Genomic DNA, 13,123 nt, shown 5'->3' with positions numbered 1-13,123 from the left:
TTGGGAAAACATGAAGGTCGGCTAAAAAATAATTAACCCCTTCAGTACGGATGCCTGTTTTGCGCATAGCCCTGTTTATCATCTTCGCGACGAAAAATCATACTTTTGATGATAAAATCGTGACCGCTGTTGACCTGCTTTATGTCTATGATGGCGACGACAAGGTCATCTTCGTAGATTTAACTGCTCGGAAGTTTTTTTCAATTATTCTGCAGAAAGCACAATCTTTCATTTGTAAAGCAATTAAGTTTTGACCAATATTAAAACCCCAATTCTTTGCAGGTTAAAGTTATCTTATCAGTGCATAACAGGGAAAAAACCTCTGACAGGGTTCAAGAATGGAGAGCTGTACTTTATCAAGACGTTTCGCTCTTTCATGACCAAGTCAATTTTTTGAAAAACTCCCGGGTGGTTGGGGTCGTAAACCCTGATGGTAATTCCGCTTTTTCTTTCTTCGTAATGGCAGGCGATCACCTGGTGGTTTTTTGCCGGATTTTTCCAAAACCCTTTGACGCAGATCAAACAAAGGGTGACAGGAACTCCCTTGTCGATGCTGTTTTGGATTGACGGCCAGACTTCTTTGGTCCTGCTGCTTACGCTTTTTACCCTTTGATTTTCATCATTGTCAGGGGATGCCTGCCAGAGAAAAACTTTGTACCATACACCTTTTGTGAATGTTGCGATCTGCTTGATAAAAAGTTCTAGGAACAAGCGGTCTTGAAACCCAGGGGTATCGGTTCTCGTCTCTGTATGTCTTGATTGATGAAACCTGTCAAGTGCGGCAAAATACATCCCTCCGCATAGACCTATTGAAAATAAAGAGCCGAGAATTTTTCCGAAAACAACACACTCAATGCCCGGCCTAAAGTTGTTTTCAAATTTGAAACCATTGACGCAAGGGGAGAATTCTGTTTTTAGACCGCTCATGATTTTGAAGATTTTTAACCTAAACAGATTTTATCATTGAAATACAAAAACAATGAAATTTAAAAAAATACCCGGAAAATTCTCTACATATGTATATGACAAAGCACTGTACTGACTGTTAAATAAATTTTGGATCAGTTGTTTTTTTCCGGATAAACTTTTTTTTAAATTCTGAAACCAATACAGACAGTGAATATTACGGGTTTTTCAAAGGGTTCGGGTTGAAGATATTTGTATTCACTGTCAACGCCATATTTCCCTGAAATAGGGAGATGCAATGATCCTGTTATTTCCCATTTTATTTTTCGTGATTTAGTCAGTAGAAAACTTATTTGGGGAGAGATTCCATAGCCGTCCCAAGTTCGTTTATCGCGATAATAATAACTGTATACGAGACCTAATCCTGTTCGCAACTCATAGTTTTGGCCAATTCTGTAGGGCAAACCTCCAAGAGTCCCTATTTCTATATGGACGAAATCTAATAATCCAGTTGATCTATAATGGAGAAGTTCCCAGAAAAAGGACGGTCTGCGTATAGTTATTAGATCTAAATGCACCGCGATAAGACCAGTTCCAACGCCAAATTGAAAAGCCACCCATTCGGTCTTGGATCTGAGATCTGTTTGTTCGGAAGAAGGGCTGGTAGAAGCAAATACATCCTGCAAAGAAACAAGAAACAAAACGAACATAGTGACAACCATAGAAATTCTCAGGTGATTTTCTTTCATTTTGAAACCTACCTTTTTTAAGCTAACAATTTTTGAATATCCTATAACCTCCTTTTTATCGAATAAATAAATAAAAACCCCAAAATATTATACAATTAATAACTTGCCCGGGTAAATGCCGGTTTTATGACTGTCATTTGTAGTAATAAAACCAATTGCCTTCATAGTTTTTGATTAAATTCTCTTTGCTGTCCAGCCCAATTGAAAAGCTTTCGCGCTCAAAGTATCCGAATTCATCGTATTGAACAAGGAGGTCAAAGTATCTGTCCTCCCATTCTTTGGCGATTTTACTGTATTTTTTGACCTGATCGTCTGTGAGCAGAAAAAAATTCACTTTTGAAAAAGAGCGCGAGATCTCCCAAAGATCAGGGCAGTTTAAACTTCGTTTTAGTTCTTCTATGCTTTCCTGCGGGATATTCTCGTTTGCCTCAATTTTTGCGGCTGGTTCAAAAGCGTCTGTATATACCAAGAGGTTGTCAACAATATATTTTTCGGTTTTTTTGCCTTTGAGGAAGTTCTGAGAATCAGTCCCGACAGTCAATTCATGTTCTTCATTTACCTGTTTGAATTTATCGGCGATCATTTTTTGTTTTTTTGCGTCGAAGTTTGAAAATTGCCCGTTTTCATGGAAGCTCTCAGCTTCCTCTGAACTCTCAAAAAAGACTCCGAGCCTCGGTCTTTTCCCTTCGTCAATTGTGTCGTAGTATATGTTTATTGTTTTGACTTTAAATTCCTTGTCAATCCAACGAGCTAAAGGTAAAAATTCAGGCTTGATTTCACTTTTCCCGAAAATTATTAGTTTTGTCTCTTTGTATGCCTTTTCAGACGGCATCAGCATGAATATACTTTCTCCCCGTTTACCGGTTTTTTCCCACAAAAGCTAAAAATATCATTCAACATCAGTGGTGATAGCGCAAAATGAAATAAACAGACCGCAGGTTTTGGGTTTCTTTCTTTTGATTTTCAATTATTCTCAGTTCTTTTTCAGCCCTTTTTTTGTCTTCGATAAGTTTTAATTTTCTCTCCAAACATTGAAAATACTCTTCGAGCCAGATTTTTTCATCAATTGTGATTTCGTAAAGAAGACTCAGTGAGTTTTTTCTGAAAAACTTCTTTTTATACGAATAGTCCCTGAGTTCATCGTGTATTATCAAGAAACTGCCGTTCTTGGAGTATTTGAGAAGGGTTTTTATGCCTTCGTCAAATCCTAAAACGTTTAACAGCCCTTCAGCAATAACGATGTCGAACCCGAAATCGAAAAGCGATGGCTCAAGGATTGAACCTTCGACGATTTTAATTCTGTTATCAAATCCTCTATCAGAGATTTTTTGCCTGAATAAATTCAAACTTTCCCCATCTTTGTCGACAGCGTAAATCAAACCGTCGGTGTGTTCGATTACGGCGAGGGAAGACACACCGGTCCCGCATCCGGCGTCGAGAATGACAGGTCTTTTGATAAGGGGTATTTTTGAAAAAGCCTCGAGGGTGTACTTGATTAAATTTTCTCTGCAAAGGTCGCTTATCTGGAGCAAATTCATGTTTTGTACTCTTCGCTGACAGGTTCCTCTGCTCTTTTTCGGAATTTTTTAATAGTTTTCATGGTATTTATTGTTTATATGATAGAGCATTTTTTCTCAGATTAACATGGATTTCAACTGTCTGAAATTAAAGACACCATAGAATTCTGCACTGTACCAACCACAATAACCATGTTTTATGATATAATACAGCATGGATTTGGCAAATTTGGCTATAATGGCGGGGCTGATACTGATTGTAATTGGTATGCCGCGCCTTATCATTGGTTTTTTCCATTGGACGAAAGACAAAAAACTTCTAAAGTCAGGCGCGAGAGCTCAGGCAAGAATAGTTGAGTCGACTACATACCCTAACGACAACACTGTGAACACTGGACAACACAGGTTCGTGGCTGAATTTATTGACGGCAAGGGTAAAACCTATTACTCAAAATCGAGGTTTGCCAGCAGAAAACCTGAGACATTTATAAACAGGACAATAACGGTGGTGTATGACGAAAAGAATCCTGAAAACAACCGTTTTCTGAACGATATAAGTCTGATAAGAGAAATTGTTGAATATTCGGTTGTTTTTTTGATAGGGATGGCTCTTGCTGTCTTTGGTTTTCTGACGTAACGCTTTTAACTGAGCGCGAAAAACATGTCATTTATAAATAAATACGTGTTAAATCACCGAAAATTTTTTTGGTTTTATTCCAAAAAAATAAACCGGGCATTTGAGTTCGGAAACTGACGCCAAGAACATTTTTTTGTCTTTCCGCAGTTTGGACAGGTGAACACCGAAGGCAGCGGTTCTATCGGTATCAACATCTGTTTTTTGCATTCCTGGCAGATGACAATTTGCTTTTTTCTCCGGTCGACGTTGAAATAGAATTCAATCGCCTTGTCGTCGTCGAGGGCGATGTCGGATATTCCATCGTTTTCCTCTTTTAGAAGCAGGCGCATCAACTTTTCTCGGCTGACGTACCTGTAGTGAAAATCTTCCGCTAGCCTCGCCAGGTTTCGCCAGTTTCGTCTGTTCATTCTCATCGCGAGCGCAAAAAGGATTTGCTCATCCATTTTAACGGGATTTGTTTTGAACCAATCTCCGACCGCCCTCCGCTTATTTAAATAATCTATTTGTTTCAGAATGTCTTCACCCTCGGCTCTTGAGATCCTGTTTTTTGAGACCAGCATTGTTTTCGCCCCGAGATACTTTACGTACAGGGGTGGAACCCCTTTTTTAAGACAGAAAAAAAGGCTGGACTGAACAGTGCGGGTCAATTCAAAAGGTATCTCCGGGGGATAATCGTGAATTGATGTGGTGTCCGTGTCAGGCATGCTTATGGACAGAGAAGGTGCCGTCGGTGTTTTAATTAGATATGTGTCGGAACCGGTTATTGATTTGAAAAATTGTGATATCTTGTTTTTTCCCCGTGTGTCGTTTAAAACCATCCAGGACTGAGTATGTCCGCAGGAGGGGCAGGATTTTACTACGTCGAATCTGCGGGGTTCTGCGAAGATATTTTTCAAAACATCCCAGAACACGTTTTTTGTCACTGAAATTGATCTCAAGACAAGTTTTTCCGTGTTTACGTTAGGCCTGTGGGAGGTTGTTTGTGATACGGCGCCCACGTCCACGTCTTTTGAAACACTGTAGGGTTTGCCGCAGCGCTCGCACTTACCTGACACAGTGTATCTTAAATTTTTTTTGAGTTTATGGGTTATAATCGCCACAAGTTTTTTATACTAAATTTTAGTCAGGGTTTTCCCTGTATCTGGTTCGGGTGTTTTGTGAAAAAATCCACCCTAGGCTCTAAATATTTGAGTTCGTGGTTTACAGGGTCTTTCATGAATGAGTACACAGGCTCGAAAATCCGGTCCCAGCTCCAAAAACTTTCGTCAAATCGCAGGTATTCGCGTATCATTTCGGTTCCCTGCGGGGCTATCGGGTGCATGAGAACAGCCGCGGTTCGGATCATGTGGAAAGCGTCTATCAGGGTCTGTCTGCGAAGGGAATCGTCTCCTGCCGCGTCCGCCTCCTTCATGTTTTTCGACCAGAACTTGTTTATCCCGTGAAGATAAGAATCCATAAGGTTTATCACAAGGTGCAATTCGCATTTGTGCATGCGGTTTTCGTATTCGAGAATCAAAGATTCGGAGTCACTGAGCACTTCTGTGCTTACCTCGCCCATTGGTATTTTGCCGGAGGTGTATTTCTGGACCCCGTAAAAACACGAACGCACCGCCCTGTTAAAAACGTTTGAGAGGAGATTGCCTTCCTTGAGGACGGGGTCACCCGCTGACTGGTCTGCGTTTGGATTTAGCGGCTTGGGTTTGAATCCGACGCTTCTCAAGCCGAGTCCGAGGCTTAGAAAGTGTGCTCTCAATTGTTCCGGCGTGTAATAGTTTAGGAGGTCTTCGGCGCTTGGCGGTTTGATGGCGCCGCTGCTGCTCGCTTTTTTGTCCAGAAACAAAATATGGCTGTTGGCAATAATGTCGGGTATCTGCAGTTGGCCTTCCTCGGGGTCGAGAACGGGTTTGCCGCCCTGCATGCCCATAAACAAAGCTGTTTCCACGGGTCCGTAAAAATAGACGTTATCCTCTCCTATGAACTGGTAGACCTTTGAATCTTTGGAGCACCAGAATTCCCTCCAGGCGTCTTTGTCCTTTTGAAGGCTTTCGAGGTAGGTCATCGTGAACGAAATTGGCGCCCACAGTGATTCAGGCCAAACCCAGAAGGTCAGTCCTTCCACCCCCTCGATGATCGGAGCGGGAATTCCCCATTCGGTGTTGCCGGTGATTCTAAAAGGCACTAACGTCTTGCCGGTTCGAAATCGTATATAATTATCCCTGAGAATGGCGCAGGATTTTTCTCTTTGTTCTAATTTTTGGAATACAATTCGGACGGGAGTTTTGTCCCCGTCGTCTATAATTTCGTGTTGGGGTAGCTTGGAAAGGATGGGTTGGAGTTTTTCTTTCTGGTCGCGTTTGACGTAAATAATTGGTGGCTCCAGGAATTCCCATATGCTTTTTATTACAAAAGGGCGCGAGTTGGGCTTTTCTCTGATGCTTTCAGTCCATTGTCTCAGCAAATCTTCGAAAGCGACGAGGTCTAAATACCAGTTTTCTACACCTTTCATTTCGGGTTTTTTCCCGGATAGTGTGCTCTTGGGGTCTATCAGGTCTTCGGGCATGTACTGGTGGCCTATCGAGCATTCGTCGGCGTAAGCTTTTTCCGATGAACAACCCTCGATGGGGCATTTACCGACGACCTGCCGTCCGTTGAGAAAAACTCCGAATTCAGTGTCGAAGAACTGGGATGTAGTCATTCTGATGAGAAAACCGTTTTTATAAAGAGTGTTTATGACATAATCCGAGAACGCCTTGTGGTTCTCGCCGGACCTTCCGAAACTTGAAGCGGCGTAGAGGTTTAGGCTTATACTGTATTTATCAAGAACAATTTTCTGTTTTTCGTGGTTGGACCTGACGAAATCCTCAATTGTCCCGCTGATTTTGCCTTCGGAAGAAAGCCGCCTGAAGTCTTCAAGAATAGGAGAGCCGTAGCAGTCGGTTCCCGAGACGAAGATGACGTTTTCTTTTCCTATTCTGTCTCTTAAAAATCTCGCGTAGCAGTCGGCGTGGACGAAAACCCCTCCTATGTGTCCGAGGTGAAGTTCTTTGTTGCCGTAAGGCATTCCGGCGGTTATCACCGCCCTTTTCGGAAATTGGGGCCTTTCTTTCAATTTGTTTTCTTTCCTTTAGGTGTGTTTTTCTATTGTCTTCGTAATCAATTTATAAAAATAGCAAATTTTCAGGTAATAATAAAGAATATTTGAGCTTATACCGTTGCAGATTGTTAACGCGTCGGAAAAATAATTTCAGTTGATCGAATTCTTTTTTAAAGCCAGAATGAAGAGGCCTGCTACCAAAAGTATCGAAACTATGGGAAGAACGGTATAGTCTATATAAGACCATCTTATCATGTTTTGACCGTACTCAAGCGCAGGGACCCTTCTTATGGCGTAGAAGCCTCTGCAGTAAATCGATGGCAGGTGGTGGAGAAGACCCAACAAAGCTGAAATCAGAATGAAGATAAACCCAAAATTTTTCTTTTTCTTCCAACCCACCGCGCAGGCGATTAAAATTCCTGAATAGACGAGGATTTTAAAGAGGTATTGAATCCATGTCAAAGTGACCATCATGACAAAGCTCTGGGTTAAATCTGGCATCAGTTCTCCTTTTCTGTAAGTTTTAAAACAAGTCCGGCAACTCTCTGACCAAGTCTTATACATTGTTTCCGGGTTCTCTCGTCGGGAATATTTATCGCGACCGGTCCGTAATGGTCGCCTTTCGGGTCGCCCTGGATTACCATCCCGTGTATGAGCATGGCGTTTATGATGTCGGCGATGGCGGTTTCGTTTCCTCCGGCTATGTTGGCGCTCGATGAAAACGCCGCTCCGACCTTGCCGTCTAATTTGCCGTGAATAGCTATTGAGTCGTCGAACATCTTTTTTACAGGAGCGACCATCGAGCCGTAGTAGACGGGTGAACCTACAATTATACCGTCGTATTTGACAAGTTGTTGGGTTGAAACATCTTCAACTCTCCTGACATCCGCTTCAGCGCTGCCGCTTTTCAGCCCTTCGGCGATGAAACAGGTCATTTTTTCGGTGTTGCCGGTCTGGCTGTAATACACGACAAGAACTTTGGGCATTATTACTCCCTGGTAAATTTTTGGTCTTTGACAGCGACGAAGCTTTTATATTATACAGCTAATGATTTTTCTTGCCACATTGTGTTGCAGACCAAACACCTGTCTTTTAATACTATTCGAGGATTATTTTTTTGTTCAGAAAAATCATTCAACTTTGAATTTTATGCTTGTTTTGACGGAATTTGACGTGTAAAAAACAGTCCAAAGAAATGCATTAAGGTTTTATCAATGAAAGGCAGGGTTGTCTGAAATTATGAATTATTCCAGGTATAAACTCGAATGGGAAGAGCTGTCTTCCCCGTGGATAAAAGAATCGAGAGAGGGCAGAAACCCGACGAGAAAAGGACTTCTAGACAAACCCATGATACAGGAATGCAGGGAAGTAAAGGGCATGAAAATACTGGACTGCGGCTGTGGCGAGGGTCGTTTCTGCAGGATATTGTCAGAAGCCGGAGCTAAATACGTCCTCGGATTAGATTCTTGCGAACCTATGATAAATGCTGCAAATGAAGTCAAATATCTGAACGTGGAGTACAGGGTAGCTGACGTTCAGAGACTTGACTTTATAGAAGATGAAACTTTCGACGTCGCCGTCTCGTACCTGAACCAGTGCGACCTCATCGACTTCAGGAAGAACAACAAAGAGGTCTACAGGATTCTCAGAAGCGGAGGGCGCTTCTTAGTCGCAAACCTTCACCCTATGAGGTCGGCAGTCGGAAGGTGGCACGTAAATTCTGAAAAAGAGAAAGCCCACGTGGTATTGGACAATTATTTCGACGAAAGCGAAAGGCGCTGGAAAATGCTCGGTGTAGATTTCACGAATTTCCACAGAACTCTCTCCAGCTACGTCAACAGCTTCATCATGACCGGGTTTACCCTGGCCAGGATAATTGAACCTACGGTAGATGAAGAGCAATTGAAGGTTTGGCCAGAACTCAGCGATGAGGTGAGGGTGCCCAATTTCATCATCTATTCTCTGGTCAAATAATTTGGAGGCATATTGAAAAGAATCAGCAGATGGGGAGTAGGCCCTTCTTTCGCGGTATTTTCTATTGTATACGGCATGACTTCTATTGTATTAAGCCGGTTTTTGCGCCCCATTTTCGAGATAAGTCTGGTTCATTACCAGTATCTGCTGGCTACGGGTTCAGTCTTCGTCCTTGTCGGGCTTGCTTTTTTTGCCGCTTCTGTTAGAGCTGTTACGAAAGCCTACAAAGCTGACGAGCTGGTCACAACTGGCGTGTTCGGGTTTTGCAGGCATCCGCTTTACGGATCATGGATAGTTTTCATCGTCCCCGGCATAGCCTTAACGGTAAACAGTTTGCTGGCACTTACGGCACCTTTTTTCATGTACGTGATTCTGATATTTTTAGTCAGGAAGGAAGAGGCGTACCTGGTGGATAGATTCGGTGAGGAGTACTTTAATTACAGAAAACGAATCCCATGTATATTGCCGTACGGCGTTTTTTTACGCAGAAAGTGACATTACCCCTAAATCACCTTTATAGCAGGGAAACTTAAAGCTCCGAATTTTTATATATCTCGTATCGTTTTTTCAGCGAAGTCTATGAGCCAATCCCTTATCTCGGGGATACCCTCCCTAAGTCTAGCGCAGGCAATGACAGGCAGCCATCGCCTGTACTCGTCTTCTCCGCCGGGGCTGAGGTTGAAATAATGTTCGATGTATTTTTTATGAAACAATTTAGTCAGAGCCATTTTAAAACCCCGCTGTGCGGTGTCTGCTTCTCCCAGGGCTATGACGCTTGTCCTCGCGAGGTCGTCAAGAGGATTTCCCTTGGTCGCGTCGATCCAGTCGATTATCACCTCTCCGTTGACAGTAGAAAGGATATTTCCGGGGTGGAAATTTCCGTGACACAACCTGTCACCCTCCGGGAGCGAATCGAGGGTCAAAAGAGCTTCTGATTTGAGATTTTCCGGCAAATCAGGGGATTCAGATATTCTGTGCAAAAGGTTTTTCCGCTGTGACGGCAATCCGGAAACGGGTTTAATCCCGTGGGTTTTAAACTGAAGCTCTGCAACGCGCTTTGTGTAGCGGATAAAATTCAAGGGTCTCTGCATGATCAATTCCGATACTGGCCTGCCGACGACTCTGCTGTTGATCAGTCCGTTTCTTCCGTTGACTTGGATTATGTCTCCGGTATAGGGAATGTCTAACCCAGTTTTTTTGACGGCTCTGGAGACCGCGGCTTCGTGTTCAATGTTTTCGATGTCAAACCAGCCGTAGAACAGCTTTAAAACCCAGCGGTCCTGCCTCCGGTAGATTTCGGCTGTCCTACCGTATGCTATGGGTTTTCCGAGGTCAATTTTCAATTTTTATCCGCTCCCGATGAGTTTGCAGTTAATTCAGTATTTCTGTCGAAACCCAGTAAATATCTCCTTTGCCTGGTTCGCCGGATGAAAAGAAGAGGTATTTACCGTCGTATGATACAAAGGGTTGACTAGCCCTCATTCCCAGGTCTATCAATTTCGGTTCGCTCCAAATTCCGTTTTCATCTGAATACGAAATGAACATCGTGCTGTTCATCGGTTTGTCGAAATCAGGGGTTGAAAACAGCAGGTATTTTCCATCGGGTGATACCCAGGGGTATTGGCACGTCATTTCCGAATTGAACCTTGCGCTTAACCTTTCCAACACAGAGTAACCACCATTCACCGGTTTGATCACGCCGATGAATTCGTTACCCATACCTCCTGATATGTCTGTCGTGTAAATCGTCCCGTCCAGGGTTGATGAGATATACATTGTTTTGTCCGGATTGAACTGTTCGCCTGCTTCTATGGGCTCACTCCATCCGTCGGATTCTCTTTCGACATACATTGTGTACATGTGAAGCGCTCCTTCGACGGTTCTGCCGACATGGTAATAAAGCTTGCTGTTGTCCGGGGTGATCATCGCTTCAAACGTGAACTGTTCGGAAAAAGACGTTATTTCCGGCGCTGTCCAACCACTGTCGGATAATCTGCTGAACATTATGACGGTTTGATTTGTCTCTTTGAGCCTTCTTGTAAAGTATATTTCTTTACCGTCCGGGGATACGCATAATGAAAACTCGTGAGCATCCGTTGAAACTATTCCAGCCGCGAAAATTTCTGGTACGTCTGACGGAGTATTTTGACTCATAAAATAATTCTCGGGTGGTTGGCCGTCGTTTTGTTGAGAATACAATGTTAAAAACATGAAAACTGACAAAAATGCAAGAATAAAAGCTGTCTTCATTGCGACACCTCTTTGTAATTTAATGATTTAAACCTTGATTTCAACCCTATTATTGACGGGTTAATCGGGAATAAACTTTAAAAAATCCCCGTCGATTATCAAAAGTTTTACGCCGTTTTCTGTTTTGGAACGATGAGAACTGACATCGTCAGATACTATATACGTCATGCCTTTAGTGAGATCAAATTTTGAACCATCAGTTTGCTCGCTGACAAAATCTCCTTCAAGGCAATTAACTATATGCCCTTTTTTGCACCAATGATAGGCAAGATAACCCGGCAGATATTCGACGATTCTGACTCTAAGACCTTCATACTGAAGGGTCTGCCAGTATCCAAGGCCTTTTTCCCCTAAATGCTCTGTTTTCGGGATTTCTGACCAGTCGATGACCTGAAAAGGAATGTTTTTTCCCATACCCGCACCTCCTCACTTTTTGTTTAAAACCAGTTCGAAAACTTCCTCTCCGTCTTCAATGACTCCGGTGTCCCGGAATCCGTATTTTTCGTAAATCCTTATTCCGTTTAAATTTTTAGGGCTTGTGCTTAAAACTATTTTCCCGATCCCGTCGGTTTCGAGAGCGATTTTTTTAAGAAGGTCGAGGGTCGCTACTCCGAAACCCTTGCCCTGATGGTTTTTGTCTATCATGAACCTGCACAAGTAGAGTTCTCCGTCGTCGAAATCGAGTGTATACATGACGAACCCGACCATTTCTTCTTCGTGGTAAACTGCTTTTGTCGTCCATTCCGGAAATATTTTTGACTCCGCGACAGAAAAGGAATTGGAAGCGACGTAGGGCTGGTCGTTTCTTACTTCCAAGTCCATGCAATCGAAAAAATTGTTTTGGTCTATGTCTTTGAAAACAACTTCCATTTTTTTTCCAATATTCTGGGATTTTAACCCTAAAAAGATGAGCAGGAAAAGAGATACTTTTACTTTTTAATCAGTAACTAAAACATATATTCGAAGGCGATTTTAGCGGGAATGAATGAGCATTCGCGTTTGAATGCAGTCATCATACCGCCTTCGATTTTCAAGTGTAAACGTGATGTGATTTTCATGTCATAACCCAGTGACATGGAAATGAAAGGTCTTAATTCATTCGTCCCATATGAGATGTTTTTGTAAATGACGTCAGGTTCCCAGAAAAAATATGTGTATTCGTCTATTCTGCCGTATTCAACGTAACAGATTCCGCTTCTTGCAGACGCATATATACCTGACAAATTTACAGAATTGTAGGAGTTAAAACCAAATGAAAAATCGTACATCCTCGTGTCATTGCCCTCAAGTCTGTCGAGGACCAGGCTTGTTGGCCATCCTCCGGCGCCCCAATTCACGATATGTAACTTGAAATAGTGGTATCCTACTCCAAAGGTGAGTTTGAGTTGGGGGTGTATTTTATAGAGAAACCCCAGACTTACGGACCAGCCGTGATCCCAGTTTTTGGAGATAGTGTTGGAGAAGACTAAATCCCTGCCTCCTGTTATTTCCATACTCCATCTGCTCGATGAATATGAGGGTAGAGATATCAAGAATATAAAGAAAATCGAGATAATGAATTTTTTCATTCAAATCCCTCCGGTTTATAACATCAGAAATTATACATTAATTTCAAATCAAAATTCGCTGTGAATAAAAAACCGAATAAATAAATATAAAATTTTATGAATAAATTATTAAACGAAGAAATCGTAATATAAACATTGGAATTTTTAACACTAAGCGGAATAAAACACAGCTCTATCCGTGCACAAAGAAATATGTGTACATATTTCTTATAGAAAGGGGGAAGTATTTTCCCCCTTCCCGAAAATGAATTGCAATCAATTCATCAATTTTAGTTCAGTATCGAGAACTTCTCCGATAGAGTCTTTCCCGGAACTGTCAGCAGCATTATGTAATTGCCCGAAGTGATTCCGTCAGACCTGTAATCCCAGGAGAATGAATTGCTACCTTGGCTGAATTCTCCGGTGTAGAGATTTTTTACGTTTCTGCC

At 42.3% G+C, this 13,123-nt stretch carries 16 protein-coding genes; 3 read left to right on the top strand and 13 right to left on the bottom strand.

The window, feature by feature from the left end:
- Positions 1–297: 297 nt before the first annotated feature.
- The 4 genes from JXA84_09985 to JXA84_09970 form a co-directional block, all read right to left on the bottom strand.
- The gene (locus tag JXA84_09985; GenBank protein MBN1151532.1) at positions 298–927 is read right to left on the bottom strand and encodes a hypothetical protein; all 630 of its coding nucleotides are present in this window, start codon (positions 925–927) and stop codon (positions 298–300) included.
- Between the two features lie 164 nt (positions 928–1,091).
- A complete protein-coding gene (locus JXA84_09980; GenBank protein MBN1151531.1) occupies positions 1,092–1,655 on the bottom strand; it encodes a hypothetical protein in 564 nt (187 codons plus the stop codon).
- A 133-nt stretch (positions 1,656–1,788) separates the two neighbouring features.
- A complete protein-coding gene (locus JXA84_09975; protein ID MBN1151530.1) occupies positions 1,789–2,493 on the bottom strand; it encodes a hypothetical protein in 705 nt (234 codons plus the stop codon).
- A 61-nt stretch (positions 2,494–2,554) separates the two neighbouring features.
- Positions 2,555–3,193, bottom strand: a complete 639-nt coding sequence (locus tag JXA84_09970; protein ID MBN1151529.1) for a class I SAM-dependent methyltransferase — start codon at positions 3,191–3,193, stop codon at positions 2,555–2,557.
- Positions 3,194–3,386: 193 nt separating this feature from the next.
- Between JXA84_09970 and JXA84_09965 the strand changes: the two genes are divergently transcribed.
- The gene (locus JXA84_09965; protein MBN1151528.1) at positions 3,387–3,809 is read left to right on the top strand and encodes a hypothetical protein; all 423 of its coding nucleotides are present in this window, start codon (positions 3,387–3,389) and stop codon (positions 3,807–3,809) included.
- Positions 3,810–3,883: 74 nt separating this feature from the next.
- On the opposite strand, the gene JXA84_09960 is transcribed toward JXA84_09965, so the two are convergent.
- The 4 genes from JXA84_09960 to JXA84_09945 form a co-directional block, all read right to left on the bottom strand.
- A complete protein-coding gene (locus tag JXA84_09960; protein MBN1151527.1) occupies positions 3,884–4,864 on the bottom strand; it encodes a hypothetical protein in 981 nt (326 codons plus the stop codon).
- Between the two features lie 68 nt (positions 4,865–4,932).
- On the bottom strand, positions 4,933–6,870 hold the full coding sequence (locus JXA84_09955) for a class I tRNA ligase family protein (GenBank protein ID MBN1151526.1): 1,938 nt from the start codon (positions 6,868–6,870) through the stop codon (positions 4,933–4,935).
- 183 nt (positions 6,871–7,053) lie between these two features.
- Positions 7,054–7,404 (bottom strand): hypothetical protein, encoded by a 351-nt coding sequence (locus tag JXA84_09950; protein MBN1151525.1) that lies wholly within the window; start codon positions 7,402–7,404, stop codon positions 7,054–7,056.
- The gene (locus tag JXA84_09945; protein MBN1151524.1) at positions 7,404–7,889 is read right to left on the bottom strand and encodes an NAD(P)H-dependent oxidoreductase; all 486 of its coding nucleotides are present in this window, start codon (positions 7,887–7,889) and stop codon (positions 7,404–7,406) included. The genes JXA84_09950 and JXA84_09945 overlap by 1 nt, the downstream gene beginning before the upstream one ends.
- 241 nt (positions 7,890–8,130) lie before the next feature.
- On the opposite strand from JXA84_09945, the gene JXA84_09940 reads away from it, so the two are divergent.
- Both JXA84_09940 and JXA84_09935 read left to right on the top strand, forming a co-directional pair.
- Positions 8,131–8,877, top strand: a complete 747-nt coding sequence (locus JXA84_09940; GenBank protein MBN1151523.1) for a class I SAM-dependent methyltransferase — start codon at positions 8,131–8,133, stop codon at positions 8,875–8,877.
- Positions 8,878–8,889: 12 nt separating this feature from the next.
- The gene (locus tag JXA84_09935) at positions 8,890–9,372 is read left to right on the top strand and encodes an isoprenylcysteine carboxylmethyltransferase family protein (protein ID MBN1151522.1); all 483 of its coding nucleotides are present in this window, start codon (positions 8,890–8,892) and stop codon (positions 9,370–9,372) included.
- Between the two features lie 50 nt (positions 9,373–9,422).
- Here JXA84_09935 and JXA84_09930 read toward each other — a convergent pair whose 3' ends face one another.
- The 5 genes from JXA84_09930 to JXA84_09910 form a co-directional block, all read right to left on the bottom strand.
- On the bottom strand, positions 9,423–10,220 hold the full coding sequence (locus JXA84_09930) for a phosphotransferase (protein MBN1151521.1): 798 nt from the start codon (positions 10,218–10,220) through the stop codon (positions 9,423–9,425).
- Between the two features lie 28 nt (positions 10,221–10,248).
- On the bottom strand, positions 10,249–11,127 hold the full coding sequence (locus JXA84_09925; GenBank protein MBN1151520.1) for a PD40 domain-containing protein: 879 nt from the start codon (positions 11,125–11,127) through the stop codon (positions 10,249–10,251).
- 60 nt (positions 11,128–11,187) lie between these two features.
- The gene (locus JXA84_09920; protein ID MBN1151519.1) at positions 11,188–11,541 is read right to left on the bottom strand and encodes a DHCW motif cupin fold protein; all 354 of its coding nucleotides are present in this window, start codon (positions 11,539–11,541) and stop codon (positions 11,188–11,190) included.
- Between the two features lie 12 nt (positions 11,542–11,553).
- On the bottom strand, positions 11,554–11,997 hold the full coding sequence (locus JXA84_09915; protein ID MBN1151518.1) for a GNAT family N-acetyltransferase: 444 nt from the start codon (positions 11,995–11,997) through the stop codon (positions 11,554–11,556).
- A 77-nt stretch (positions 11,998–12,074) separates the two neighbouring features.
- Positions 12,075–12,695: a hypothetical protein gene (locus JXA84_09910; protein ID MBN1151517.1), complete on the bottom strand. Its 621-nt coding sequence runs from the start codon at positions 12,693–12,695 to the stop codon at positions 12,075–12,077.
- Positions 12,696–13,123 lie beyond the last annotated feature (428 nt).

It is taken from the genome of candidate division WOR-3 bacterium (assembly GCA_016926475.1).
Classification (GTDB): Bacteria; SDB-A; SDB-A; order SDB-A; family SDB-A; genus JAFGIG01.
Note: the sequence above shows the minus strand (reverse complement) of the source record. Positions and strands in the feature narration are given on the sequence as shown.

Coding starts and splice junctions, on each gene's coding strand:
- JXA84_09985 (MBN1151532.1), bottom strand. CDS start 927: ATGAGCGGTCTAAAAACAGAATTCTCCCCTTGCGTCAATGGTTTCAAA.
- JXA84_09980 (MBN1151531.1), bottom strand. CDS start 1,655: ATGAAAGAAAATCACCTGAGAATTTCTATGGTTGTCACTATGTTCGTT.
- JXA84_09975 (MBN1151530.1), bottom strand. CDS start 2,493: ATGCTGATGCCGTCTGAAAAGGCATACAAAGAGACAAAACTAATAATT.
- JXA84_09970 (MBN1151529.1), bottom strand. CDS start 3,193: ATGAATTTGCTCCAGATAAGCGACCTTTGCAGAGAAAATTTAATCAAG.
- JXA84_09965 (MBN1151528.1), top strand. CDS start 3,387: ATGGATTTGGCAAATTTGGCTATAATGGCGGGGCTGATACTGATTGTA.
- JXA84_09955 (MBN1151526.1), bottom strand. CDS start 6,870: ATGCCTTACGGCAACAAAGAACTTCACCTCGGACACATAGGAGGGGTT.
- JXA84_09950 (MBN1151525.1), bottom strand. CDS start 7,404: ATGCCAGATTTAACCCAGAGCTTTGTCATGATGGTCACTTTGACATGG.
- JXA84_09945 (MBN1151524.1), bottom strand. CDS start 7,889: ATGCCCAAAGTTCTTGTCGTGTATTACAGCCAGACCGGCAACACCGAA.
- JXA84_09925 (MBN1151520.1), bottom strand. CDS start 11,127: ATGAAGACAGCTTTTATTCTTGCATTTTTGTCAGTTTTCATGTTTTTA.
- JXA84_09920 (MBN1151519.1), bottom strand. CDS start 11,541: ATGGGAAAAAACATTCCTTTTCAGGTCATCGACTGGTCAGAAATCCCG.
- JXA84_09915 (MBN1151518.1), bottom strand. CDS start 11,997: ATGGAAGTTGTTTTCAAAGACATAGACCAAAACAATTTTTTCGATTGC.
- JXA84_09910 (MBN1151517.1), bottom strand. CDS start 12,695: ATGAAAAAATTCATTATCTCGATTTTCTTTATATTCTTGATATCTCTA.